The 24,220-nt window shown below is 45.2% G+C and carries 20 protein-coding genes; 2 read left to right on the top strand and 18 right to left on the bottom strand.

The window, feature by feature from the left end; all coding sequences use genetic code 11:
* Positions 1–51: 51 nt before the first annotated feature.
* The 14 genes from miaA to efp form a co-directional block, all read right to left on the bottom strand.
* On the bottom strand, positions 52–1,011 hold the full coding sequence (gene miaA / locus BUC50_RS02835; protein WP_013048412.1) for a tRNA (adenosine(37)-N6)-dimethylallyltransferase MiaA: 960 nt from the start codon (positions 1,009–1,011) through the stop codon (positions 52–54).
* A complete protein-coding gene (mutL, locus tag BUC50_RS02830) occupies positions 1,008–2,729 on the bottom strand; it encodes a DNA mismatch repair endonuclease MutL (RefSeq protein WP_013048413.1) in 1,722 nt (573 codons plus the stop codon). Before mutL ends, miaA begins: the two co-directional genes overlap by 4 nt.
* Positions 2,716–5,268 (bottom strand): DNA mismatch repair protein MutS, encoded by a 2,553-nt coding sequence (mutS, locus tag BUC50_RS02825; RefSeq protein WP_041459581.1) that lies wholly within the window; start codon positions 5,266–5,268, stop codon positions 2,716–2,718. Before mutS ends, mutL begins: the two co-directional genes overlap by 14 nt.
* 27 nt (positions 5,269–5,295) lie before the next feature.
* Entirely contained in the window at positions 5,296–5,736 is a 441-nt protein-coding gene (gene ruvX / locus BUC50_RS02820; RefSeq protein WP_273311851.1) for a Holliday junction resolvase RuvX, read from the bottom strand.
* Complete coding sequence (alaS, locus tag BUC50_RS02815; RefSeq protein ID WP_013048416.1) at positions 5,714–8,359, bottom strand: alanine--tRNA ligase; 2,646 nt, start codon at positions 8,357–8,359, stop codon at positions 5,714–5,716. The genes ruvX and alaS overlap by 23 nt, the downstream gene beginning before the upstream one ends.
* A gap of 25 nt (positions 8,360–8,384) precedes the next feature.
* A complete protein-coding gene (locus BUC50_RS02810) occupies positions 8,385–9,668 on the bottom strand; it encodes an amidohydrolase (RefSeq protein ID WP_286677132.1) in 1,284 nt (427 codons plus the stop codon).
* 3 nt (positions 9,669–9,671) lie between these two features.
* A complete protein-coding gene (locus tag BUC50_RS02805; protein WP_013048418.1) occupies positions 9,672–10,913 on the bottom strand; it encodes an adenosylhomocysteinase in 1,242 nt (413 codons plus the stop codon).
* Positions 10,914–10,936: 23 nt separating this feature from the next.
* Positions 10,937–11,941 (bottom strand): S-methyl-5-thioribose-1-phosphate isomerase, encoded by a 1,005-nt coding sequence (gene mtnA / locus BUC50_RS02800; protein WP_013048419.1) that lies wholly within the window; start codon positions 11,939–11,941, stop codon positions 10,937–10,939.
* Positions 11,913–13,169 carry an exodeoxyribonuclease VII large subunit gene (gene xseA / locus BUC50_RS02795; RefSeq protein ID WP_013048420.1) on the bottom strand — a complete coding sequence of 419 codons (1,257 nt, stop codon included), beginning with the start codon at positions 13,167–13,169 and terminating at the stop codon, positions 11,913–11,915. The genes mtnA and xseA overlap by 29 nt, the downstream gene beginning before the upstream one ends.
* Positions 13,135–13,614 carry a transcription antitermination factor NusB gene (gene nusB / locus BUC50_RS02790; protein ID WP_041459348.1) on the bottom strand — a complete coding sequence of 160 codons (480 nt, stop codon included), beginning with the start codon at positions 13,612–13,614 and terminating at the stop codon, positions 13,135–13,137. Before nusB ends, xseA begins: the two co-directional genes overlap by 35 nt.
* Positions 13,615–14,103 carry a hypothetical protein gene (locus tag BUC50_RS02785; RefSeq protein ID WP_013048422.1) on the bottom strand — a complete coding sequence of 163 codons (489 nt, stop codon included), beginning with the start codon at positions 14,101–14,103 and terminating at the stop codon, positions 13,615–13,617.
* Positions 14,104–14,177: 74 nt separating this feature from the next.
* Positions 14,178–14,723: an Asp23/Gls24 family envelope stress response protein gene (locus tag BUC50_RS02780; protein WP_013048423.1), complete on the bottom strand. Its 546-nt coding sequence runs from the start codon at positions 14,721–14,723 to the stop codon at positions 14,178–14,180.
* Positions 14,724–14,743: 20 nt separating this feature from the next.
* Positions 14,744–15,163: a CD1247 N-terminal domain-containing protein gene (locus BUC50_RS02775; RefSeq protein ID WP_013048424.1), complete on the bottom strand. Its 420-nt coding sequence runs from the start codon at positions 15,161–15,163 to the stop codon at positions 14,744–14,746.
* Between the two features lie 19 nt (positions 15,164–15,182).
* The gene (gene efp, locus BUC50_RS02770; RefSeq protein WP_013048425.1) at positions 15,183–15,755 is read right to left on the bottom strand and encodes an elongation factor P; all 573 of its coding nucleotides are present in this window, start codon (positions 15,753–15,755) and stop codon (positions 15,183–15,185) included.
* Between the two features lie 319 nt (positions 15,756–16,074).
* Between efp and BUC50_RS02765 the strand changes: the two genes are divergently transcribed.
* Positions 16,075–17,112 (top strand): pyridoxal phosphate-dependent aminotransferase, encoded by a 1,038-nt coding sequence (locus BUC50_RS02765; RefSeq protein WP_013048426.1) that lies wholly within the window; start codon positions 16,075–16,077, stop codon positions 17,110–17,112.
* A gap of 18 nt (positions 17,113–17,130) precedes the next feature.
* A complete protein-coding gene (locus BUC50_RS02760) occupies positions 17,131–17,442 on the top strand; it encodes a YerC/YecD family TrpR-related protein (RefSeq protein WP_013048427.1) in 312 nt (103 codons plus the stop codon).
* Between the two features lie 16 nt (positions 17,443–17,458).
* On the opposite strand, the gene BUC50_RS02755 is transcribed toward BUC50_RS02760, so the two are convergent.
* The 4 genes from BUC50_RS02755 to BUC50_RS02740 are packed head-to-tail and all read right to left on the bottom strand — an operon-like array spanning position 17,459 to position 24,204.
* Positions 17,459–18,217: an endonuclease III domain-containing protein gene (locus BUC50_RS02755; RefSeq protein ID WP_286677131.1), complete on the bottom strand. Its 759-nt coding sequence runs from the start codon at positions 18,215–18,217 to the stop codon at positions 17,459–17,461.
* A complete protein-coding gene (locus BUC50_RS02750; RefSeq protein WP_013048429.1) occupies positions 18,174–20,615 on the bottom strand; it encodes a Lon protease family protein in 2,442 nt (813 codons plus the stop codon). The genes BUC50_RS02755 and BUC50_RS02750 overlap by 44 nt, the downstream gene beginning before the upstream one ends.
* Complete coding sequence (gene mnmA, locus BUC50_RS02745; RefSeq protein ID WP_013048430.1) at positions 20,606–21,664, bottom strand: tRNA 2-thiouridine(34) synthase MnmA; 1,059 nt, start codon at positions 21,662–21,664, stop codon at positions 20,606–20,608. The genes BUC50_RS02750 and mnmA overlap by 10 nt, the downstream gene beginning before the upstream one ends.
* An 8-nt stretch (positions 21,665–21,672) precedes the next feature.
* Positions 21,673–24,204 (bottom strand): cation-translocating P-type ATPase, encoded by a 2,532-nt coding sequence (locus BUC50_RS02740; RefSeq protein WP_286677130.1) that lies wholly within the window; start codon positions 24,202–24,204, stop codon positions 21,673–21,675.
* Positions 24,205–24,220: the final 16 nt, after the last annotated feature.

The raw sequence follows: 24,220 nt of genomic DNA, 5'->3' as shown, positions 1-24,220 counted from the left end.
CTCTGCGAACGCCAAAACAAAAACCCGTAGGGTCAGCAACTATTATTTGCTTCAGATTTCGTTGCCCCTTTCAAGATGCCTTAAACAGGCTTCTAAAACATTTCGCTTCAAATCATCTTCTTTGTAAGCAGAAATATCATACCACAGAGTTGGCAAAAACTTTTTAAACCAGGTCATTTGTCTTCTGCAAAACTTTTTAGTTGCGCTTATGTCTCCTTCGACAGCTTCTTCTTTTGTTAATTTCCCACGAAGATAAAGTGATATTTCCTTATATCCGAAACCCTGCATGGATGGAAACCGCTCATCAAAACCATGATGTAAAAGCCATTCCACTTCTTCTATAAAGCCTCCATCGAACTGTTGATGGACACGTTTCTCTATAGCGTCGAAAAGAAGTAGTCTAGGCCTATTCAACCCTAAATAAAGCACATCATAATATCCTTTTCTTTTTTCTTCGGAGGAATACCACCATGTAGCATTTTGTCCTGTTAACTTGTAAATTTCAATAGCCCGGCTTACACGACGCACATCGTTAACATGAAGCTGTGAGGCTCTTTTCGGATCAATCGCGCTCAGTTGGTCATGAAGAGCCTGGTTTCCATGTTTTGATGCAAACTTTTCAAGTTCATCAGTGAGTTTTCTATCCCTAGGAAGGTCTTTCGTCAGAACTCCTTCAAAAAGCGCATGGTAATAAAAAGGTGTTCCTCCCACAAAAAGGGGAATTTTCCCCCGATTCATGATTCGCTCAATCGCCGCCATGCTTTTGTCCACAAAATCTGCAGCAGAAAAAACTTCGTCAGGATCCACCACATCAAGCATATGATGTAAAATGTGCTGCCTTGTCTGGAAGGTTACTTTATCAGTACCCACATTCATATATCGATAGACTTGTCTTGAATCCACAGAGATGACCTCGGCCTTTAACGTTTCTGCTATTTCTAAGCTTAATTTGGTTTTCCCCACTGCTGTGGGGCCAATAATAGCAAGAATTGGCAGCTTCCCCTTCATCATTTTTCCCTCCCGAAAAATTGTTCGATTTCATATTTATCTAGTACGAGTGTTGTCGGCCGGCCGTGAGGGCAAACAGAAGGATTTTCACAGAACTGCAGTGCTGCATAAAGGTGTAATGCTTCTGCAGCATTGCAATGGGTTGTAAGTTTTACCGCTCGTTTGCAGGCAATTGTAGCCCATTTTTTCCAAATCACATCATCCATAGCTCGAGAACCAGTTTCATTCCATGTCAAAATTGCCGTCCTTAAGAGAAAGAGAGGTCCCTCTCTTCCTTCAATGGGAAGAGCGGGGGAAGCAGAAAGCATGCTTTGTCCTTCTTCAATTTCAAAAATAAAACCTGCCTTTTCCAACTCCACTCCATACTCCTCAACTTCAGAGGCAAGAGTTGGTGGGATGAGAAGCGGCGGATTCAACTTTTGAGATGGAAATTGCTCAGATTTCATTCTGGATAAGACTTTTTCATATTCTATGCGCTCGTGAGCCGCATGAGGATCCATAATAATGAGCTGCCCGTTTTTCTCAAACAGAAGGTACCCTGCAGCCATTTGAGCTATGAAAAATATCTTTGACTCATCTGGGGAAAAGACACTTTTTTCCCCCCAACTTTCAATTTTCACTTCTTCTAAAAGTTCCGGGGATGAAACTCTGGAAAATAGATCCTGTCCTTCTTCTCGTTGCGGAAGTGCTTGTCGATGTAAATGAGGCGCAACAAATTCCTTCAGTTCTTTCCCTTCCCAAAAAGAAGGGAAAGAGAGCCTGGTCGGCCTGTTCTGCAAATCCAGACTCGCCGCTTTCACCGCCTCGAAAATTTCGGCAGGATATCTAAAACGTACTTCTGCCTTTGCCGGATGGATATTAACATCCACAAGTTCCGGGGGAAGAGTAAAAAAGAACATCCAATTTCCAGAAAAATCCTTACAGGCTGCAGAAGCCGCTCCACGTATCAACGGGTCAGATACAATTCTTCCGTTAACAAAGGAGGTAATTATGTTTTTTTGGCGTCCAGGAGTGGACTGCCACCAGCACTCAAGCTTTATTGATCCGCATGAGACTGTTGTGGACCGCGTTTCAGGAGAGGCCCCCCATAATGAACGAAGAACGGCGGCACGATCCCCAGTGCCCTGAGTTTCAAATATTTTATTGCCATTATGATAGAGACTGAATAACACTGCAGGGTAGGCTGCTCCAAAGTCTCGCATTAACGCAGATATTTTCCTCAATTCGGAAAGGTTGCTTCGCAGAAATTTCTTACGTGCCGGGAAATTGAAAAAAAGGTCATCCACCTGCAGGCGGGTCCCTTCTTTCCATGGCAGCTGTTCATGACAGACAATACTGCCCCCCTCCGCCTTTAGAAGTCCTCCTTCGGCGGCTCCTTTAGCTTTGCTTCGAAGGTCTATTCTGCTCACAGCGGCAATACTGGCAATAGCTTCACCACGATATCCTAATGTCTTAATATTGCTCAGGTCATTAACAGTTGCTATTTTGCTAGTGGCATACCGAGTAATGACCAGGGGCATTTCCTGCCATAGGATGCCGTTACCATTATCTTCAACAACGATGGAGGACTTTCCCCCTTCAGTTAAAGTTACCAGGATGCGAGACGAATGGGCGTCAAGAGAGTTTTCCAGCGCTTCCTTCACTACCGACACTGGGCGTTCCACAACTTCCCCAGCCGCTATTTTGAGAGCAACTTCACGGGGAAGTTTAAGTATTGCCATGAGACTGTAGCTCCTCTCTGCATTGATCAGTGATTTTATACATCATCTCTAACGCCCTGAAGGGAGTCATTTTGTTGGGGTCAATTGCCGCAAGCTCCTCTATTATAGCCTGACTTGAAACAGGGAAAAGCTGTATTTGCTGGGATGTTTCCATAACTCCGCCCGATGGCTTTACCTCATCGGCGCGCTCAAAGGTTTCGAGCAAATGGAAGGCCCTTTTCAGCACTGCTGGAGGAATGCCGGCCAAACGGGCAACCTCAATGCCATATGAACGGTCAGCTGGCCCATCAACTACTTTATACAAGAATGAGATGCCCCTTTCTCCTTCATGAACGGCCATACTCAAATTTTTAAGACCATTAAGATGATCTTCCAACGCCACAAGCTCATGGTAATGGGTGGCAAAAAGAACTTTCGGTTTGGAGCCGCACCCATGATCAAGATATTCAAGCACAGCCCATGCGATGCTCATCCCATCATAGGTAGAAGTGCCACGCCCGATTTCATCCAGCACCACAATGCTTCTATCCGTTACATTGTGGAGTATATTAGCTGTTTCTATCATTTCCACCATAAATGTGCTGTTACCGCGAGAGAGCTCGTCACGAGCCCCTATACGGGTAAAGACCCTGTCCATCAATCCCATGGAGGCCTCGGCAGCTGGGATAAATGCCCCCATCTGAGCCATGATGACAAGCAATGCGGCCATTCGCAAATAGGTAGACTTGCCTGCCATGTTTGGCCCGGTAATCAAGGCTATCCTCTCTTCGTCCCCATCAAGAACGATATCGTTGGGAACAAATGGCAGATCTAGAAATGTGGCTTCTATGACTGGATGGCGGCCGCCTTCTATTTTCAGATTCAAACCGTTATTTATTTGTGGGCGGATATAGTTTCGCTCCCAGGCAACCTGAGCAAGTGAAGCAAGAACATCAATACAGCTGAGCATAGCAGCCCCATCTTGTATTTTTTGTACGTGTTCCAAGGTGTGCTGAACAAGATCTGCGTAGATCTTCGATTCTAAGCTGGCTATTTCCTGTTCAGATGCTGCCATTTTTTCTTCAAACTCCTTAAGTTCAGGAGTAATAAAACGTTCAGCCGAAACCAAGGTCTGTTTGCGAATGTAATTTTCCGGCACCTTGTCAAGGTTGCCTTTGCTGATTTCTAAATAGTAGCCGAAAATCTTATTACTTCCCACTTTCAGTTTGGGAATATCCGTTTTGGCTTTCTCTTTTTCCAAATATTGATCAAGCCACTGGTCGCCATGCTCCCGCAATTCTCTCCACGAATCGAGCTCGCTATTAAAACCGGTGCGAATTACGTCCCCATTATGCAAATGGCGAGGGACTTCATCGCACAGGGCAGAAGCCAGCAGGGTGGAGAGTGTCTCCAAACTGTTATCGGATGATATGAACTTTTCCAGTGGTGAAGATTTACAATACCCATAAACAAGAGGAATAAGAAGCAAAGTGTCACGAATGGCTGCCAGGTCCCTGGGATTTCCTGTGCCAAGGCTCAGCCTGGAAGATGCCCGTTCTATGTCTCGACATTCCCCCAGCAAATTTTGAAGCTTTTGCCGCACAACAGGATCCTGTACAAGAAATTCAACACCGTTCTGTCTCTTGTTGATTGCATCTTGATCAAGAAGAGGGCGAAGTATCCACTCCCTGAGAAGCCTCCGCCCCATTGGATTTTTACATTTATTCAGCACTGAATATAAAGTAGGGCCATCGCCGCTGACAAGTTCCAGGTTCTGTTGAGAGGCGACATCAAGATGTAAAAAATGTTTCTCGCGCAAGGGATATATTCGCGTCACATGCTGTATAGCCCCAAACTGGGTTTCTTCAAGGTAATGAAGAACCGCTCCCGCACACCCTGTATCAAAAGCCCCTTCTTCGAGGCCAAAAACCGATAAAGCAGGAACATTAAAGATCTTGCACAGCCAGCGGGCAGCCCCGTCAGGGGTAAACTGCTCTTTTGTTCTTTGGAGGATAAAAAAGTTTTGCAGTTCCACAGGAAGATCCTCTCTTTTGATCGTATCTGGAATAAGAACCTCTCCTGGATTAAAACCGGTAATAAGTGACAGAGCCTCTTCTTTCTTCAATACTCCTGCCTCGAGACATCCAGTATTTACAGAAAGCATGGCTAAAGCGATAGTGTCATCATTTAAGAGGTTTATCGAGGCTAGACGTCCCTCTTCCCCTGCCTCTTCAGGGACATAGGTTCCGGGAGTTACAATGCGAATAACCCTGCGGTCTACAAGGCTTTTTCCGTCTGGGACGCTTACCTGCTCACAAATAGCTACTTTATAACCTGCTTTAACAAGTTTTCCAAGGTAATTGTCCACAGCATGGAACGGAACGCCAGCCATAGGAATACTCTTGGAAGGGTCTCTGCTCGTCAAGGCTATATCGAGTATTTCAGACGCCTTCTGCGCGTCTTCAAAAAACATTTCATAAAAATCCCCCATCCGAAAGAATAGAAGACAATCAGGGTATTTCTTCTTCCATTCCACATATTGAGAAAGCATGGGGGTCATTTTTACATTGGGAGGAAGTATCAAAAGCTAAACACCTCTCGTATGGTCAAGATAATTCTGAAGAATAAGGGCCGCTGCAAGCTGATCCACCTTTTCTTTTCTTTTTTTTCGCGACACATTCCCTTCGAGAAGCACCTGTTGAGCTATGGATGTTGTGAACCTCTCGTCCCATAATACTATAGAAATGTGAGGATATCTTATTTTCAGTTCTGCCGCAATGTTTTTTATCTTGTCGGTTTCAGGGCCAGCTGTTCCATTAGTGCGGAGGGGGTTGCCGATTAACAGCATTTCTACATTTAGAGAGATGAGACTTTCGTCTAGTTTTAAAAGCCATTCCTTATTCATGGGGATGAAACCGACCCCCTGGGCGAAACACCCCAGGGGATCGGAAACAGCCATTCCTATCCTTTTTTCGCCAATATCAAGGGCAAGAATTCGGCCCATGTCACACTCCCATCTGTTTTTCAACGATCCCTCGCAACGCATGAAAGGCCTCGTCTATTTTCTCAGGTTTTTTGCCGCCGGCCTGAGCTATAGCAGGCTTACCGCCGCCGCCACCGCCTAGAATAACCGCTACTTCTTTTACGATTTTCCCGGCATGGGCCCCCGCCTTCATGGCTTCGTCATCAGCCATGGCAACTATCAAAACATTTTCTTCTGAGATCTGGCTTGCTAAGACAATAACTATGTTCTTATTTTTTACCTTGATACGATCGCAAAGTTCACGCAGCATGTCAGCTGAAACACCCTTAAAACTCCCCTGAAAAATGGACGTTCCGTTGGACAGAATTTCTTTTTTCACTGATTCATCTATGGCTGCTGCAAGATTGTTCAGTTTAAGCTCGTCGATCTTTCTGCCTAATCCCTTTATTTCCGCCTGCATATTCTCGACATGGGAAACCAGTTCATCTGTGGTTAATGTCAGAACATTGCAAAGGTCTTCTACTACTCTAAAAGAGTTTTGGAAGGCACGGAAGGCATTAAGTCCAGTCAATGCGGTAATCCTCCTGGTTCCAGATCCAATGCCCTCTTCTTTTATGATCTTGAAGGCGCCAATATCGCCAGTGGCATCCACGTGGAGGCCGCCGCATAATTCAGTAGAGAAATCTTTTATACGTACAACCCGTACAATATCTCCGTATTTCTCATCAAAGAGAGCTTTCGCTCCCATCTCTCTTGCCTGTTCAAGGTCGCTTTCTATTGTTTCAAGAGGAATGTTCTTGAGGATTTGCCTATTGACCATATCTTCCACAGCTGCAATCTGTTCTCTTGTCATGGATTCGAAATGGGTAAAATCGAAGCGAAGCAAGGCTTCGTTTACAAGGGAGCCCGCCTGACGAACATGGCTTCCAAGAACCTGTGACAAAGCTTCATGAAGAAGGTGGGTTGCTGTGTGGTTTCTTCGTATGGATTCCCTTTTCTCTTTATCAACAGAAGCATGGACGGCAAGACCTTCTGTAAGGACGCCTTCAAGAACTGTTACTCTATGAACAATAAGATCAGCTGTTTCAGATGTGGTGTCAGTTACACAAACCTTAACGCCCGCCGCGGAAAGAAGCCCCTGATCCCCAATCTCTCCGCCCCGTTCAGCGTAGAATGGAGATACTTTTAATACTGCCTCTCCACTTTCACCTTCAGAAAGAAAATCAACAGGCTGTCCATCTTTTATAAGAGCTACAACTTCTGTGTCCAGTTCAGAAAGCACATAGCCCTCAAAAGAAGTTTGTCCCTTTTCAGCAGCAATTTGAGAGTAAACATCACCTTTCATTTCGCTGCTTAATTGTTTGCTCGAAGCCCGAGCCCGCTCTCTCTGTTTCTCCATTTCTACGTGAAATCCTGCTTCATCCACTTTAATGTCATTTTCAGCACAAATTTCAGTTGTGAGTTCAAGAGGAAATCCGTAGGTATCGTATAGTTCAAAGGCAATTGTTCCCGAAAGAGCGTCTACATGACGTAGCCTCAGTCTGGAAATTTCCTGTTCTATAAGTTCTGTTCCCTGTTGAAGAGTCCTTCCAAAGCGTTTTTCCTCCATGCTCACAATCTGTTCTATCATGGGGCGGTTATCAAGAAGCTCCCTGTAGGGATCGGCCATGAGATCTAACACATCGGGGAAGAGTTCGAGAAGAAATGGCCGGTCAAGACCAATAAGCTTTCCATAACGAGCTGCCCTCCTGATAAGTCGGCGCAGCACGTAGCCTCGTCCATCGTTCGCTGGCAAAATGCCATCGGCAATCATGAAGGCAACAGAGCGGATATGGTCGGCTATGACCCGTACCGCAAGGTTATGAGATGGAGAAGAACCGTAGGTCACGCCTGTCATGGCGCAAATATGATCTATGAGCGGTTTAAAGAGATCAGTTTCAAAATCGGTTCGTACACGCTGCACTATGGATGTTAAACGTTCTAGCCCCATACCGGTATCAATGTTCTTTTTCGGGAGTGGAACCAGGGTGCCGTCTTCCTGAAGATCAAATTGGGTAAAAACAAGGTTCCAAATCTCAAGATAGCGGTCACAATTACAGCCAACGTCACAAGTAGGCTTGCCGCAGGAAAATTCCGGGCCCTGATCATAAATGATTTCGGAACAGGGGCCGCAAGGACCGGTGTTTCCCATAAACCAGAAATTTTCATCCTTGTCGAAACGATAGATCTTATTTTCCGGGAGGCCAACCTCGTTCCTCCACACAGAATATGCTTCTTCGTCATCTTTATAGATCGTTGCGTATAGCCGCTCAGGTTCGAGTCCTATCACTTCCGTCAGAAACTCCCAGCCCCACGTTATAGCTTCTTTTTTAAAATAATCACCCCAACTGAAATTACCAAGCATTTCGAAAAAAGTATGATGACGAGCGGTTCGCCCTACATTTTCGATATCATTTGTCCGTACACACTTCTGAGATGTCACCGCTCGTGTAAATTCCGGCTGTTGAATACCAAGATAGTATGGTTTGAAAGGGACCATCCCCGCAATGGTAAAAAGTAAAGAAGGATCATTAGGAATTAAGGAGAAACTCGGATAATGCTTGCTTCCCTTCGATTCCCAAAAATCAATGAAAAGAGAACGTATTTCTTTTCCTGTTCGCCAACGCATATATTTTTCCCTTCTTTCTCAACTCTCAAGAGATTAAAGCTTTTCTTGCCTGAGCCGCTTGTTTCAAAATTTCTTCTCGATCCACACTGGGGAATTCCCCATTAAAATAAACCCACTGCCCTTTTACCATTGTCGCTTCAACATCGGTAGAAGAGCCTGCGTAAACAATATATACGGGAAGGGTCTCTACGTCAAAGCCGAGATAGTGAGGGCGATCAAGATCGATGAGAACGAGGTCAGCATCCCAAGTTTCGCGGATAAGTCCCGTTTTTTCAAAGCCCAGTCCACGGGCTCCATTCAAAGTTGCCATGGTCAAAATTTGTTTCGCTTTTATTATTGTAGGGTCATGGCGAACACCTTTATGAATAAGGGCCCCATGACGCATTTCTTCCCATATATCGAGCCGGTTGTTGCTGGCGGCGCCATCCGTGCCGAGGGAAACAGAAATACCCTGATCGATCATTTCAGGAAGAGGCATAATGCCGCTTCCCAATTTTAAATTGCTATTAGGATTATGAACTATGGTTATATTGGAATCTTTTAACAATGGAAGTTCCTCTGGCAAGAACCATACTCCGTGGGCAAGTATGGTTCTTGGAGTATTAAGCAATCCTGTCTTTTCCAGATATTCCACTGGCTGACAATGAAGTTCGTCTCTCAGGTACTGCCGTTCCCATTCAGTTTCAAGAAAATGGGTGTGGATTCCTACGTTCCTTTCTAAAGCCAGCTCACTTATTTTTTTCATGGCATTCATGGGGACGGTATAGGGAGCATGGGGACCTAGCTGCACAGAGAGAAGTCCTTTCTTTCCATGCCAATCATCGATAAGTTTCAGGTTCTCATCGACCCTCTTCTGATCTTCACCGATGAGGCCTCTGGAAAGAGCGCATTTCATTCCCATGGCCAAAGAAACTTGAGCCACCTGATCCATTTCAAAATACATATCGCCAAAACATGTTACCCCGCAGGAAGCCATTTCTAAAAGGGCCAATGCCGTTCCCCAATAAATATATTCCGGTGTAAGGCGGCCTTCCACTGGCCAAATCTGTTCTTTCAACCACGACATCAAAGGCGTTTCTTCGCCAAGTCCCCGTAAAAGGGACATGGCCGCATGGGTGTGACCATTAACAAAACCGGGAAGAAGTAGTTTTTCCCCGTTACAGTCAATAAGGGAGACATGGCCATCGTCGATGGTGTTAGGAGCTTCTATTTTAGAAATTACCCCATTCTCTACGAGCACATCGCAGCGCAGGCCTCGTTCCATTTGTCCATCGTAAATGTATGTGTTTTGAAAGAGGTAGGTTGACATTCATTATTCCTCCCAGCTTTTCATATAAAGCTCTTGCTCCTCAGTTAACTTTTCCAGCGAAATACCAAGAGACGCCAACTTTACTTCCATGACACTCCTGTCTATTTCTTCAGGAACTGGGTGCACTCCGGCAGGAAGGGAGATGCGAGAAATATGAAGTGCGGACTCAAGTTGAAGGGCGAAGCTCAGGTCCATGATTTCTATGGGATGTCCGTCTGCACAAGCCAGATTCACAAGACGTCCTTCTCCTAAAAGATGAAGAAACCGCCCATCGCGCAGTTCATAGGTTTCAATATTCTGCCTGGTAGATTCAATGGAACGAGCCATTTCTGAGAGGTCGCGCTTACTTATCTCCACATCGAAATGGCCTGCGTTGGCAAGAATCGCACCACTTTTCATGTGCTGAAAATGCTCTTTTCTGATAACCTGTGTATTCCCTGTAAGGGTTAGGAAAATGTCCCCAAGGGAGGCTGCTTCTTCCATGTTCATAACCTGATGGCCATCCATCAGAGCTTCAAAGGCACGGTGAGGATCTACTTCCACGACAATAACAGAGGCCCCCATGCTCTGTGCCCGCATGGCTACCCCCCTGCCGCACCATCCATACCCTGCCACAACAACCCTTTTGCCGGCAATGAGCATATTGGTGGTACGCATAAGGCCATCCATCACCGATTGCCCTGTCCCGTAACGATTGTCGAAAAGATACTTGCTGTAGGCATCATTTACGGCAATCATGGGAAATTTTAGTGTGCCGTCTTCCTCCATGGCCTTGAGACGCTTAACGCCGGTAGTTGTCTCTTCAGAACCTCCCCGCACCAAAGAAATGAGCTGAGGGAATTCTGTATGAAGAGTAGCTACGAGATCAGCTCCGTCATCGATAATAATATCAGGGGCAATTCTAAGAACTGAACGTAGGTTATCATAATATTCTTTTGTTGACATTCCATAATGGCTAAAAACGTGAACCCCCTTTTCCACGAGGGCAGCACAGACATCATCCTGGGTTGAAAGGGGATTACTCCCTGCAGCCCAGACCTCTGCCCCGAGTTTATGAAGAGTTATAAGCAAACATGCTGTCTTTGCTTCGAGATGCAGGCATGCCGCCAGTTTCAGTCCATGTAAAGGAGCCTTAGGAACGTAGTCCTTGGAAAGAGTTCGAAGCACTGGCATAAATTGCCATGCCCATGTAATCTTTTTCATCCCTGCTGGTGCAAGGTTCACATCTGCAATGCGGTTTTCCATGGGGTATTTCCTCCCTAAAAATTTTATATATCAATGATCTTTTCAAGAAAGGGCGGAGTCAGAACCCCTTTTTCTGTGACGATTGCTTGTATTAGTGTATGTGGGGTTACATCGAAGGCCGGGTTCCAAACAGGAAATGACTCTGGGATCAGAGGATGGCCGGCAGGCTCCCGCACCTCGCTGCCGTCCCTTTCTTCAATTTCAATGCAAGACCCCTCGCAGGCCTCCTTATCTATGGTCGACGTTGGCGCAACCACATAAAAGGGCACTGAGTGATAGCGGGCCAGAATAGCGAGGGAATAAGTGCCAATTTTATTAGCTGTATCACCATTCAATGCAATTCTATCGGCTCCTACCAAAACAGCGGCAACAGCCTGTTTTTGCATAAGAGCACCTGCCATATTGTCACATATTACAGTAACATCAAACCCCTCCTCAAGCAGTTCCCATGCGGTAAGGCGAGCCCCTTGAAAGACCGGACGGGTTTCATCAGCATAGACCTTTATATTTTTACCATGTTCCCGTGCTGCACGAATTACTCCCAATGCTGTACCATAACCTGCAGTGGCAAGAGAACCAGCATTGCAGTGAGTTAAAACTATGCCATCCCTGGGAAGAAGGCTCTGACCCAAAGTGCCGATCTGACGATTTATAGCAATATCTTCTTCCCGAATGGCGTGGGCTTCATTAAGCAAACACGAAAAGAGTTTCTCTTCTTCTGTTCCCGCCGCAATTTGTGACATTCGATCCAGAGCCCAGAATAGATTTACAGCAGTTGGTCTCGTTCTGGAAAGCCTTTCTATGGCTCTTTCTACTTCTAACTTTCCCTTTCGTGCCCCAAGTGCCACCCCATAGGCTGCCGCAACTCCTATGGCCGGGGCGCCGCGAACTGCCAGGCTTTCTATTGCTTGCGCCACATCTTCACAAGTGTTGCAAAATATAAAAGACACTTCCCAGGGAAGAAGCCTCTGGTCTAAAACGCAGAGGTTTTTTTCTTGGTTATTCCAGCAGACCGGACAAGGCAGCATGGTCTTCGTCCTTTTCTCCAGTTTTTGTTATCTTTTCTACCCGCACATTTGATCGTCCATCTATAAAGGAAAGAATGAGTTTTTCCCGAATCTCAAGCTGATCTACAGAGGTTACCACTTCTCCTTCTTCCTTTGTACAGCTTATAAATCCTCTTCCAAGGATGGATAAGGGAGAAAGGGCATTAAGTGCGCCTGCTACAGATGATAGTGCCTGTTTTCTCCCTTCCAGGAGGGTTTTCATTAGAAGATCCATATGTCTTTTATTTTCCTGGAGGATTTTAGCCCCTCTTTCCACCATTCTGGAAGAGTGAGTAAACATGAGCTGTTGGAAATGAGCGAGGTTATCTTTTTTCTTTCTAATATCCGTCTGCATGGTTCTAGACAAAGAAGATGAGAAAAAATCTACGTGACGAATGAGGTCTATGTGGTCGGGGAAAAGACGCTCTGCCGCTGCTGAAGGTGTAGAAGCAGCGACATCAGCAGCCAAATCGCTTAAGGTCGTGTCTGTTTCATGTCCTACTCCAGTTATCACTGGGACAGGACATGACCGTATGGCGCGGATAACCCTTTCGTCATCGAAAGGGTTGAGATCATCGCGACTTCCCCCTCCCCTCACAAGCATCACTGCGTCAACATCTATGAGAGGCCTGATCTGCACGAAGGCAGAAAATATTTCTTCCGGCGCGTCGTAACCCTGAACAAGACAAGGGACAATCACAATAGAACATTGGGGAAAACGATTACGTGACACCTTCAGCACATCTTTTATAGCAGCCCCTGTCGAGGAAGTGATTACTGCCACTTTCTGCGGATAAGCGGGAAGTTTTCTTTTTAAGCGAGGGTCAAAAAGCCCCTCTTTATCAAGCCGCAAGCGTAATTCTTCCCTGGCACGAGCCGCAGCCCCTATTCCTTGAGGGGTAAGACGGCGTACATAGAGCTGATAGCTCCCCCTGGGAGGATACACTCCAACACGGCCTTCCGCCCACACTTCATCCCCTTTTCGGGGCCACTCAGGAACACGAGCAGCATCATTCTTGAAAAGAACACATGATAACCGCCCTTCATCCCCTGATAAAGTAAAATAAACATGGCCGCTTGTATGCTTTTTAATTTCAACTATTTCGCCCACAACTATAAGGTTCTGTAGTACCGGATCAGAAAAAAATAGTCCTTGAATGCGGTTTGTTACCTCGTCAACTGAGAGTTTTGGAAGGTTTGTCCCCTGCATTTTCCTCATCCTTTACCGATGGTGAAAGAGCACGTACAATTTTGCCGAGTACTCCATTGACAAATCGGCCTGACTCGTCTGTTCCAAAGGTTTTCGCCAGCTCCACGGCTTCAGAGATGGCCACAGGTACAGGGATCATCTGTTTTATAATCCCTTCATAAATAGCGAGACGGAGGGCGGCGCGATCAACGGCCACCATTCGCTCAGGCCTCCACCCTACTACATGTTTGCGTATAAGGGTATCAATTTCAAAGCGCGCTTCCCACACTCCTTTAACAAGAAGAGAAGCATAAGAAACAACATCTGGCTCCTCATCTCCAAATGGATAGAGTGAGAACATTTCATTTACCTTTTCACTATTGCGAATATCGAGGGCATATAAAATCTGTATCGCAATTTCACGAGATCTGCGTCTTTTTTGAGGAAGGATGTTCTTAGTCAACATTTACCTCCTAATGATCTGTTTAACACGATTGATGAATCGGTGCAACAAAATCTGCCCATTTTCAGAAAGAAGGAATCGAGCTATCACAAAAGTCAGCGCACCCACTACTATTGTCCACAGAACACCTCTTATGCGCATATGGATAAGGGCCGTTAGCCCCGCTGCTCCCACAGTCCATGACAAGGGGTTTTTTAAGATTTCTGGAAAAACCCTAGGTTCTATGGGCTGCTTTTCTTCAGTCCACGAAATATGGGCACCTAATCCCATTTCATTACAAGACGCTGAAATTTTCTCCTCTAGCATCTTAACTTCGAGAGTATTATGGGGATGAGGCAACGATAAAACAATATACAACGAATTCTCTGCTCTGGAAAGGGCTACTTCTTTGCATGCATAGGAAGGCAAAAGCAAGGAATTTATAAATTCTGTTATCCCTTCCCTAGAAAGACTGAGACTTCCAAGGGCTGTACTTTTCCAAAAAAGATACACTTTTAACCACCCCCGGGATTAAAGACAGGCCGGCCACAATGGCCGGCCTGTCAATCTTATAGTAAGAACTAATTCTATTTAGGCTCAGCGTCAACATCAATTCCTGAAGTAAAATCTTCTTTGGTAGGAATCTTATCTGAAGCTAGTTTTTCTGTATCGGCAACAACATTCTCTGCCGGGCGATCATTAATAAATATTCCCTGCACATTGACATTGACAGCTTTCACTGCATAACCAGTATACTGTTCGAGATTGTTTTTTACTGCCTCCTGAAGATCCCAAGCCACATCAGGAATACGAAGCCCGTATTTTACCAGTACGAACACATCCACAGTTATAAGGGGTGGAGTTACGTTCTCTTCAACAGAAACCTTTATCCCGTCAATAGCTTTGCGTCCTACTAACCCTAATTTAGAGGCTAGCCCTGGATTTGCCGGTTGCACCCCAGGGACAAGAGATAACGTTTTTCGGGCTAGTTCAGTGATGACATCTTCTGCTATATGAACACTCCCCTGAACAGAACGCTCTTCAGCAGCCATTGTCTGTTCTTCTATTGCTCCTTCTGGTTCTTTTTCTTGCTCCTGAGATTCCAGGTCCAGGGTGTTATGAACTTCATCCATCACTAACCCTCCTTTTTAGCTTACTCCTCAGCTGGTTGGGCAAAGGTCTCTCCACAGTCAGGGCATTGAAGAGCTTCGCCTTCTTCATACATTTCCGGCTGGTAGTAAAAAACATGTCCGCATTTCGGACATGCTACAGACTCATAGGCTTCATCAAATTCATTCTCTTCTTCGTCGGTTTCTTCAAAATCTTCACCCATGAACTCTGCAAAGGATCGTTCTAAAGTATCAAGGTCCTCGTCAAGAAGAGAGAAATCGTCTTCAAGCTCTTCATAAAGATCCTGCTGCTCTTCAATTAGCGCTGCATGCTCTTCAATTTCATCTGCAAGAGCTTCAAGAGCTTCAGTAACCGAGCTAAACGCTTTAGCTGCAGTTTCATCCTTCATGTTAAGCCCAGCCAACAAGCCCTTCAGATATGCTATCTTTTCTTTTGCGCTCATAGTTTGCCCTCCCAGATTCTCATTTTTTAGCCCGTTCGAGATATTCTCCAGAACGGGTATCAACAACCACTGTGTCTCCAATGTTTATAAAAATTGGCACTGTAATTGTTATTCCTGTTTCCAGTGTCGCCGGTTTCCCTCCGCTGGAAACAGTATCCCCCTTGTATCCAGGAGGAGTGTCTATAACTTGCAACTCCACGCTTTTGGGGAGATCGATTCCCATTACTCGTTCTTCAAAATACTCAATCTGTACTTCCAGGTTGTCAGTCAAATAATTAATTGCATCCCCGAGCACATCTTTATGGATATAGAGCTGATCATAGGTTCCCATATCCATGAAAACGTAGCTGTCCCCTTCCTGGTAAAGAAACTGCGCTGCTTTCTCGTCATAAATGACTCTTTCAAATTTTTCTCCGGAACGGAATGTCGTCTCTACAGAAGATCCTGTTTCGACATTTCTAAGTTTTGTGCGAATAACAGCTCCACCGCGGCCCATTTTATGATGCTGGTAATCTATTATTTCCCATATTCCATCTTGCCACTTCACTTTTATGCCCGAATAAAAATCACTGGTGTCAATAACTTGACTCATGCATTTCTTACCTCCTAGTAATATCAGAGCTTGTTATACACATGCAGTAAGGATACAGCATAAACGCTATAGATGCAAAGTGTAGAAGTGACACTTTCTGTTAAAGCCGCTTTTTTATAAGTATTTGCTATGATAGCTCTTCTTATGTATATTATGCCACATCACCTAAATAATTTATCCATGAAACTTATTATGCATTGCATGCATTTCGCGCCTATGCCCATCTGTTGACAGGTATTTATCACCATGATAGACTGCGTTATAAATTAAGAGTTTTATCCTTTAATTAGATAAAGCTGCAAAGAAGTGGGGTCTTAAGATGTCATCTTTCAAACAAATGATCCGTCTCGATAAAAACGAGAATCCCTTTTCCATTCCAGATTTTATTCAAAAGGAAATCTTTTCTGCTCTTGTACATACAGAAATAAATAGATACCCCGACGCATCGTATGGAGAAATTAAGGAGTCGCTGCGAATATTAACAGGTTTTTCACCTAAAAACTATATTTTAGGAAACGGTGGAGACGAGGTTCTCTGGCTTCTGTTTGCCGCGTACGCAGGGCCAAACGCGACCATTCTTTCTTTTTCTCCTTCTTTTTCAGAATATGCCCACTTATGCAAGGTCTTTCATGCCCGTCATGTAACAGTGCCCATCGATATGGGCGATAAGGATTGCTCTTTTGACACAGGCCTTTTCTTAGAGAAGGTCAAAAGTGAAAGACCGGCCCTAGTCCTTATAGATTCACCCAATAACCCCACCGGTAAAAATTTGCCGCAACAGTTCCTTAGAGAGGTTATAGAAAACAACGAGGGAATTACAGTGATTGATGAAGCTTATGGGGAATTTGCTCAGAAAACCTTTTTGCAATCCCTCCAGACGAAAGAAATGCCTCCGAATACTGTAATTCTTAAAACTCTCTCCAAAGCATGGGGGTTGGCAGGTATTCGTTTTGGCTACGGCATCTGTGATCCCACAGTAGCCCACGCTCTAAATACTATAAAAAGCCCTTTTAACGTCAATCAGCTTACTGCTGCTATAGTTCAAATAGTTCTGAAGTATCCCCAATTATTTGAAAATCGAAAGATGGAACTTATAAAAATCAGAGACTCTTTTATTGATCAATGTTCACGATTCCCATGGCTTAAAATTTATCCGAGTGAAGCTAACTTCGTGTTGCTTCATATTCCTGAAGAGAAAAAGTTTTTGCAGCGGTTTTTTGAAGAAAACAATGTAGCAGTCAAGTTTTTCAAGATATCCCATGAAGATGATAGTTGGATTCGAGTTTCAATTGGCCTCTCCAGCGAGATGGAAAAGGTGCTAGATTGCCTTTCTCGACTATCAAAACGTTTTGAATAACGAGGAGGTAAGGAGTATATGTCAGAAAAGTGGAAAGATCGGTTAACAGATCAACTTTGCGAAGCGCTGCTCTCGTTAAACTCTGTTGATGAAATGTATGGGTTTCTCGAAGACGTAGCTACCATTGGGGAAATACGTGCCTTGGCACAACGCCTTGAAGTGGCTAGACTTCTCGACGAAGGATACACCTATCCTCAAATTGCGCAACAAACCGGAGCGAGCACTGCAACCATAAGCCGAGTAAAAAAGTTTCTCGAGTACGGAGCAGACGGATATCGCGCTGTCTTGGGAAACCTCAAAAAATCCGAGGAAACAAAAGAAGTGCAATAGGCGGCCAGAAGGCCGCCTATTGCACTTCTCCATTTATTACAAAAGCACATAAGTCGTTTACAGAACATTTATCGCATCGGGGCTGCCTTGCGAGACAGATATTTCTTCCGTGGGTAATGATATTAATGTGGCCACCCAGGTAACGCTCTTCTGGAACTACCTGCTCTAACATTCCTTCTATTTCTTCTGGTTTACAACGATCATGGGCCCAGCCAATCCTCTTAGAAAATCGGTGGATATGGGTGTCTACTGGGAAAGCAGGATACCCGAGATCAAATAGCAGCACACATGCCACAGTTTTTGCCCCCACTCCAGGCAATTTGAAAAGAAAAGCCCTTGCCTGTTCGCGGCCACGCTTTCGAAGCTCTTTTATGGAGTAGCTGCCAAATGCGTCTTGTACAGCTACAAGAATTTCTTTTATTCTTTTCGATTTGATATCGGATAGACCTGCGACCCGTATGGCTTCTTTTATTCGTTCAGTATCAGCCTGTGCAACTTCTTCCCACGTTGGGTATAGTTGTCTTAAACTCTCGTAAGCCCTGTCTCTGTTCCTATCGTTCGTATTCTGGGACAGAAGGGTTAATATGAGCCCATCCAAAGGCTCTTCATGGCGAAGATCCGGAGGATTTTTCTCCATATTCCAGCAAAGTTCAAGACGATCTAAAACTTTAGCGACATGAAACGAATTTGGGAGAGATTTGCAAGCTTTTTCCTTCAATGGGCTCCCCCGGTCAAGCTTTTGAGGTGTCTTTCTCATTCTCTGATGACGCACCATATTTCTTCTTCAGCTTCGCGGCTTCTTCCATCCACGTAACAAGCTGCTTTTTCACAAGACCATGCACGGAATCCTCAGGATACGCACCCTTTTCGTCAGGCACTCCTGCCGGTTTACCTGTAAGGATCTCTACCCCCTGGTCAATAGTTTCCACTGCCCAGATATGGAATTGACCCTTTTCTACGGCATCCAGCACATTCTGGCTTAACATTAAGTGAATAGTATTGGGCGCCGGGATCATGACACCCTGAGTTCCCGTCAGGCCACGATGCTCACAGTACCTGTAGAATCCTTCTATTTTCTCATTTACTCCCCCTATGGCCTGCACATTCCCAAACTGGTCCACAGAGCCCGTCACCGCTATATCCTGCCGCAGCGGGAGGCCGGAGAGAGCTGAAAGCAGGCAGTATAACTCGGTAGAGGATGCGCTATCCCCCTCAATCTCTCCATAGGTCTGCTCAAAAGCTATACGAGCTGAGAGGGAAAGAGGCATGTCCTGAGCATATTTCCTTCCAAGGTAGCTGGTAAGAATCATTAGCCCCTTATTATGGATAGGCCCCGTTAATTTCACTTCTCGCTCAATATTTACAATGCCTTCCTGCCCCATGTAGACATTTGACGTGATCCGCGAGGGGTGTCCGAAAGCATAATCCCTCAGATCGATAACAGAAAGTCCGTTGATCTGCCCTACCAGGGAGCCTTCCGTCTGAATATTGATAACTCCCTCTTCATAGGCTCTCTGGATACGCTCCTGAATAAGGTTGCTTCGAAATCTTTTTTCTTCTATGGCCTTATAAACGTGACGATCTTCAACGAGAGTCGCATTCTCAGAAAGAGCCCATGCCGTGGCTTCTACAATAACCTCTATTATCTTATTGAATTCCGTTGTTACACGATTCTGATGCTCTGCCAGACGACCTGCCCATTCTATAACCTCCGCAACCGCTTTTACAGTGAATGGTATTTTCCCCTCATTACGTACGAAACCACAGATAAATTGGGCCATCTGCTGCTCTGATTCAAAAGTACGCGGCATATCCCTATCAAATTCGGCCTTGATCTTAAACATCTTAAGGAACTCGGGATCGTAATATTGCAACAAAGCGTAGAGATAGGGCGTTCCCACCATAACAACCTTAACGTTAATTGGAATAGGCTGAGGTCGAAGGGAGGAAATGGGAATTGCCCCATACTGCTCCCCAAGGTTTTCAATGGTCGCTTCTCCTGTTCTAAGAGCACGCTTCAACGCTTCCCAGGACATGAAGTTGAGAAGTACCTTTTCAGCATCAAGCACGAGATATCCGCCATTTGCCTTCTGAAAGGCGCCAGATACAATCTTATGGAAGTCAGTGTAAAGGTAGCCTTGACGGCTTTCATACTCCACTTTACCTGTCAGATTATAATAAGTGGGGTTGGTTTCCCAAATCACAGGCACGCCGTTTTCAGGGTCATTGGCTACAAAGACATTTATGGTGTACCGGCTGAAGTCTATTTCCGTTGATTCGTCTTTTGCTGCCGCAACGAATATATTGAAGTTGCTGATAATATCTTCGGCCAGGGCATCGATCCACTTGCAGAGGATCTCAGTGGTTCCATACTTTTCTTTAACATCCTGCAGGTAGGGGGTAATAGCGGAACGGCAAATTTCCGCTTCCAGTTTGCCAATCTCTTCTTTTAAGGCTTTTTCAAGATCACGGATTTTACGCAGGGTGTCGAGAGTCCTTTGAGAGATCTCTTCTGATTTTCCCTGCAATTCCTTCTGTTTCTCTTCAGAGAGAGATTCAAATTCCTCCTGCTGCAATTCTCTTTTAGACACATCACCTGATTCCGTAGTTTCTTCGATCATAGGAATATTGACAAAGCCCTGAGGAGTTCGTTTAAGAGCGAAGCCTTTCTCACCTGCCCAGGCCCGCACCTCTTCCATAAGCCCATTGACCTGCTCCTGAAAGTTTTTTACAAGCTGGGCTTTGGCATCTTCATACTGGCTCTTCTCGAAGGCTTTACTGATCGCTATTTTAAGCTCACTCAGCAGTTCTTCGAATGCAGATCCCATTTCCTTTCCTTTTCCCGCTGGTAAATTTATGGCCAGCGGTCGACTGGGATCACTAAAATTATATGCGTAGATCCAGTCATCTGGCGCTGGTTTCTCTTTGGCACTTTCATGAAGTCGCTGAAGAGAGTAGCTCGTGCGGCCACTCCCTGGATTTCCAAGAACAAAGATGTTATAACCTTTACTTTCCACAGACAAACCAAAGGAAATAGCTTGCACTGCCCTCTCTTGTCCAATAAATTTTTCCAGACATTCTATATCATCTGTTGTTTTAAAGGAAAGGGCGCTAATATCAGTTCTTTTCCTCAGTTTCTCTAAAGGTAGTTTGTTTTTATTGATTACTGACACGGGGACACCTCCTCCGATGAGATAATAATTCCTCCGCCACAAACAACGTCTTTATTATACAGAACGAGGGATTGTCCTGGAGCTACAACTGGACAAATTTCCACTCCTCTAACCACCATGGCTTGTTCCGTCACACTCTCTATCATTACTGAAAAGGGGCGAGTTCTGTATCTATGCTCAGCCATGTAAAAAGCTCCTTCAGTTAAATAGCGATACATCACGGGTGCTTCACACCAAATACGCAAAGAAGAAAGCTCCTTTTTACGTGAGACACGCAAAATATTATGAACTATATTTTTAGAAACTACAAACCAAGGACCCCCAGGCAAACCTAAACCTTTCCGCTGCCCGATGGTGTAACGCCACAACCCGTTGTGAGTTCCGATTTCTTTGCCGCTTTCATCCATAATACTGCCCGGCTGGCATGTCTTCTTATCACTCAAATGAAAATTTAAAAAATCGTCAAGACCTTCCGGCGCAAAACAAACATCCTGACTCTCCTTTTTTTGAACCACCCACTCTGGCAAAAACGACTTGGCTATCTCCCGAACTTCCTCCTTGCGAAGATCGCCAAGGGGAAAAACAATAGAACTCAGCCACTCCCGAGGAAGGCGATACAACATGTAACTTTGGTCTTTTTTTTCGTCAACTCCGCGTGCTATGGCAGGCCCGCTTTCTTCCTCCACTATACGGGCATAATGGCCTGTAGCAACGTATGGAATAGCTTTTTGCTCTGCAAGAAAAAACAAGAGTTTAAACTTGACAGAAGGGTTACAAAGAATACATGGATTGGGCGTCATTCCCTTCTCATAAGCAGAAAGAAGTTTCGTTAACACGTTTTTTTGAAAGAGTTCCCGGCCATCGTAAACTTCGAATTTTATGTCAAGTTTCTGGGCCAGATCTGCGGCCTGTCTTTCAGCAACGCTTTCATCTGCTCCTGAAAGGGCGAAAAAAACTCCCACTACCTCATACCCCTGTTTTTTTAAAAGAAGAGATGTGACTGCGCTATCAAGACCGCCACTCATCCCTACGAGAACTTTTTTCTTCATTTTTTCACCTAGAATTCTGTAATGAACTTACGCAACTGGGCAATTAAAGTTGGAAGAAGCGCCGCACAGAAAACTATCCCCCACTCTTCCAGTTGAAGGGGGACAATTCTTAATACCTCCTGAAAAAGAGGAATGTACGTAATACTAATTTGAAGTGATATGGATAAAGCTATTCCACACAAGAGCCACAGATTCTGCCATAATTGCGATGGGTATCTGAAAAGGCTCTGCTTCCGCACACTTACGACAAAAAAGAGCTGAGCCAGAACCAAAGTATGGAAACTGATCTCTGTTGCCCTTACAAAATCTCCTTTATGATACCAGAGAGACCAGTAATACGCCGCAAAAACACCGGAAGTGATAACCACACTGTAGAAAAGAATCAATATCTTGTGGGTTCCTGTAATTATACCTTCATCTCTGCTTTTAGGCTTACGGTCCATAATGCCTGGCTCTGCAGAATCAAGAGAAAGAGCGAGGGCCGGCAAAACATCTGTTACTAGATTGATCCAGAGAATCTGAAGGGGAATGAGTATAGCCGGCAGTTTCATTATAATGCTGATGAAGACTGTCAAGACCTCGCTCATGTTGCAGCAAAGTAAAAAGAGTATGGCTTTTCGAATATTATCAAAAATGCGGCGGCCTTCTTTTACAGCTTCCACTATAGTATTGAACCGATCGTCCTGCAGAATAATGTCAGATGCCTCCTTACTCACTTCCGTTCCCTGAATGCCCATGGCAATCCCAACATCCGCCTGCTTCAACGCTACGGCATCGTTCACTCCGTCACCTGTCATGGCAACGACTTCTCCCGCTTTTTGAAGTCCCTTCACTATTTTTAACTTGTGTTCCGGCGCAACTCTTGCCACAACTGCCACTTGACCAGCCTGGGCAGCAATTTCATTTTCCGACATCCTTTCGAGATCTGCACCTGTCAGAGACGTCTTGTGGGTATCTTTTAATATACCAATCTCCTGAGCTATGGCTTCCGCGGTAACACGATGGTCTCCCGTTATCATAATAACGTGTATGCCGGCCTTATGGCACAGAGATACTGCTTCGGGCACTTCTTCTCTAGGGGGATCATCTATTCCCGCCACTCCTAAAAAAACAAGGTCTTCCAATGAGGAACCCCAAGCCATCGCTATGGTACGCATTCCTTTTGAAGCAAGCTCCCTTACCTTGGCATACCATTCCTCCCGCGATTCTTCGGTGAGGGGGATCGCACCTTCTTCAGACCAGATAGCGCTGGAATCATTCAGTATCCGCTCTGGAGCCCCTTTCACTGCGACCCCATTCTCATGCCATGTAACCATTCTCATAGCTTGAGAATCGAAGGGTTCTTCCTTTATCCGAGGAAAGCTTTTTCGTAAAGACACGATGTCCTCTCCCGCATAGCGCAAAAGAGCTACTTCCATAGGGTCGCCAATTCCTTCGTCCTTTGAAAGAACAGCATCGTTACAGAGTACCGCTGTTCGAAGAAAAAGAGAACTTGCCAAAGGATGGACAAGCTCTGCCGTTCGAACTGTCATGTTATTCATAGTGAGGGTGCCCGTTTTATCTGTACAGATTACAGTGGTGGAACCCAGGGTCTCTACCGATGCAAGATTCCGTACCAGTGCATTGATTTTGGCCATTCTATGAACGCCGAGGGCCAGGGTCATGGTGGCAACAAAGGGAAGACCTTCTGGAACTGCCGCTACTGCTAGAGCAATGCCGGTTTCAAGCATAGAAACAAAGCCTCGCCCCTGAAAGATGCCTATCCCTACAATGATTGTCGCTATGGCAAGGGTTGCCCAGATAAGGAATTGACTGAATCTTGCCAGACGTTCTTCTAAGGGTGTAGACTGAGCGGCCACATGCTGCAGCATTTTCCCGATTCGCCCTATTTCGCTATCCATACCAGTATTGAAGACCAGAGCTCGAGCAGTGCCTTTTACAACGCTCGTCCCGGCATATACGCAATTCTTTCGGTCAGGAAGCAATGTTTCATATGCCAAAGTTTCTGTTATTTTTTCGATGGGCATGGATTCTCCCGTCAAGGCTGCTTCGTTCACCATAAAGTTAGATATTTTAAAAAGCCGTCCGTCTGCCGGAATCACATCCCCAGCTTCCAGAATTAAAATATCACCAGGAACCACGTCCTTCGATTGAATCAATGCGGGCCGGCCATTCCTCAACACACGGCAATGGGGAGATGTCATGGCTTTCAAAGCTTGCAAAGCCCGTTCTGCCCTGTATTCTGTAAGAAAACCAATAACCCCATTAATAATGATTACCACAACTATCGCACTTCCATCGAGAGTTTCTTTCATCACAAAACTGATAATGGCAGCCGCTGTCAGAAGATAGACCATAGATGTGGTAAACTGCCGTAATAAAATTTTCCACCATGGAACGGTTTCCGTTTCTTCCAGTACATTCGCACCGTACTTTTCCAGGGCCAGTGCGGCCTGCCTGTCGTTTAGCCCCCCCTCGGGAAGTGTCCCGAGTTCGTTCATAAGATGCTCTGCTGATGCAGCGTGAGGATTCCTATTCATGTAACTGTCTTCCTTT

The organism is Aminobacterium sp. EBM-42 (assembly GCF_001896635.1).
Classification (GTDB): domain Bacteria; phylum Synergistota; class Synergistia; order Synergistales; family Aminobacteriaceae; genus Aminobacterium; species Aminobacterium colombiense.
Note: the sequence above shows the minus strand (reverse complement) of the source record. Positions and strands in the feature narration are given on the sequence as shown.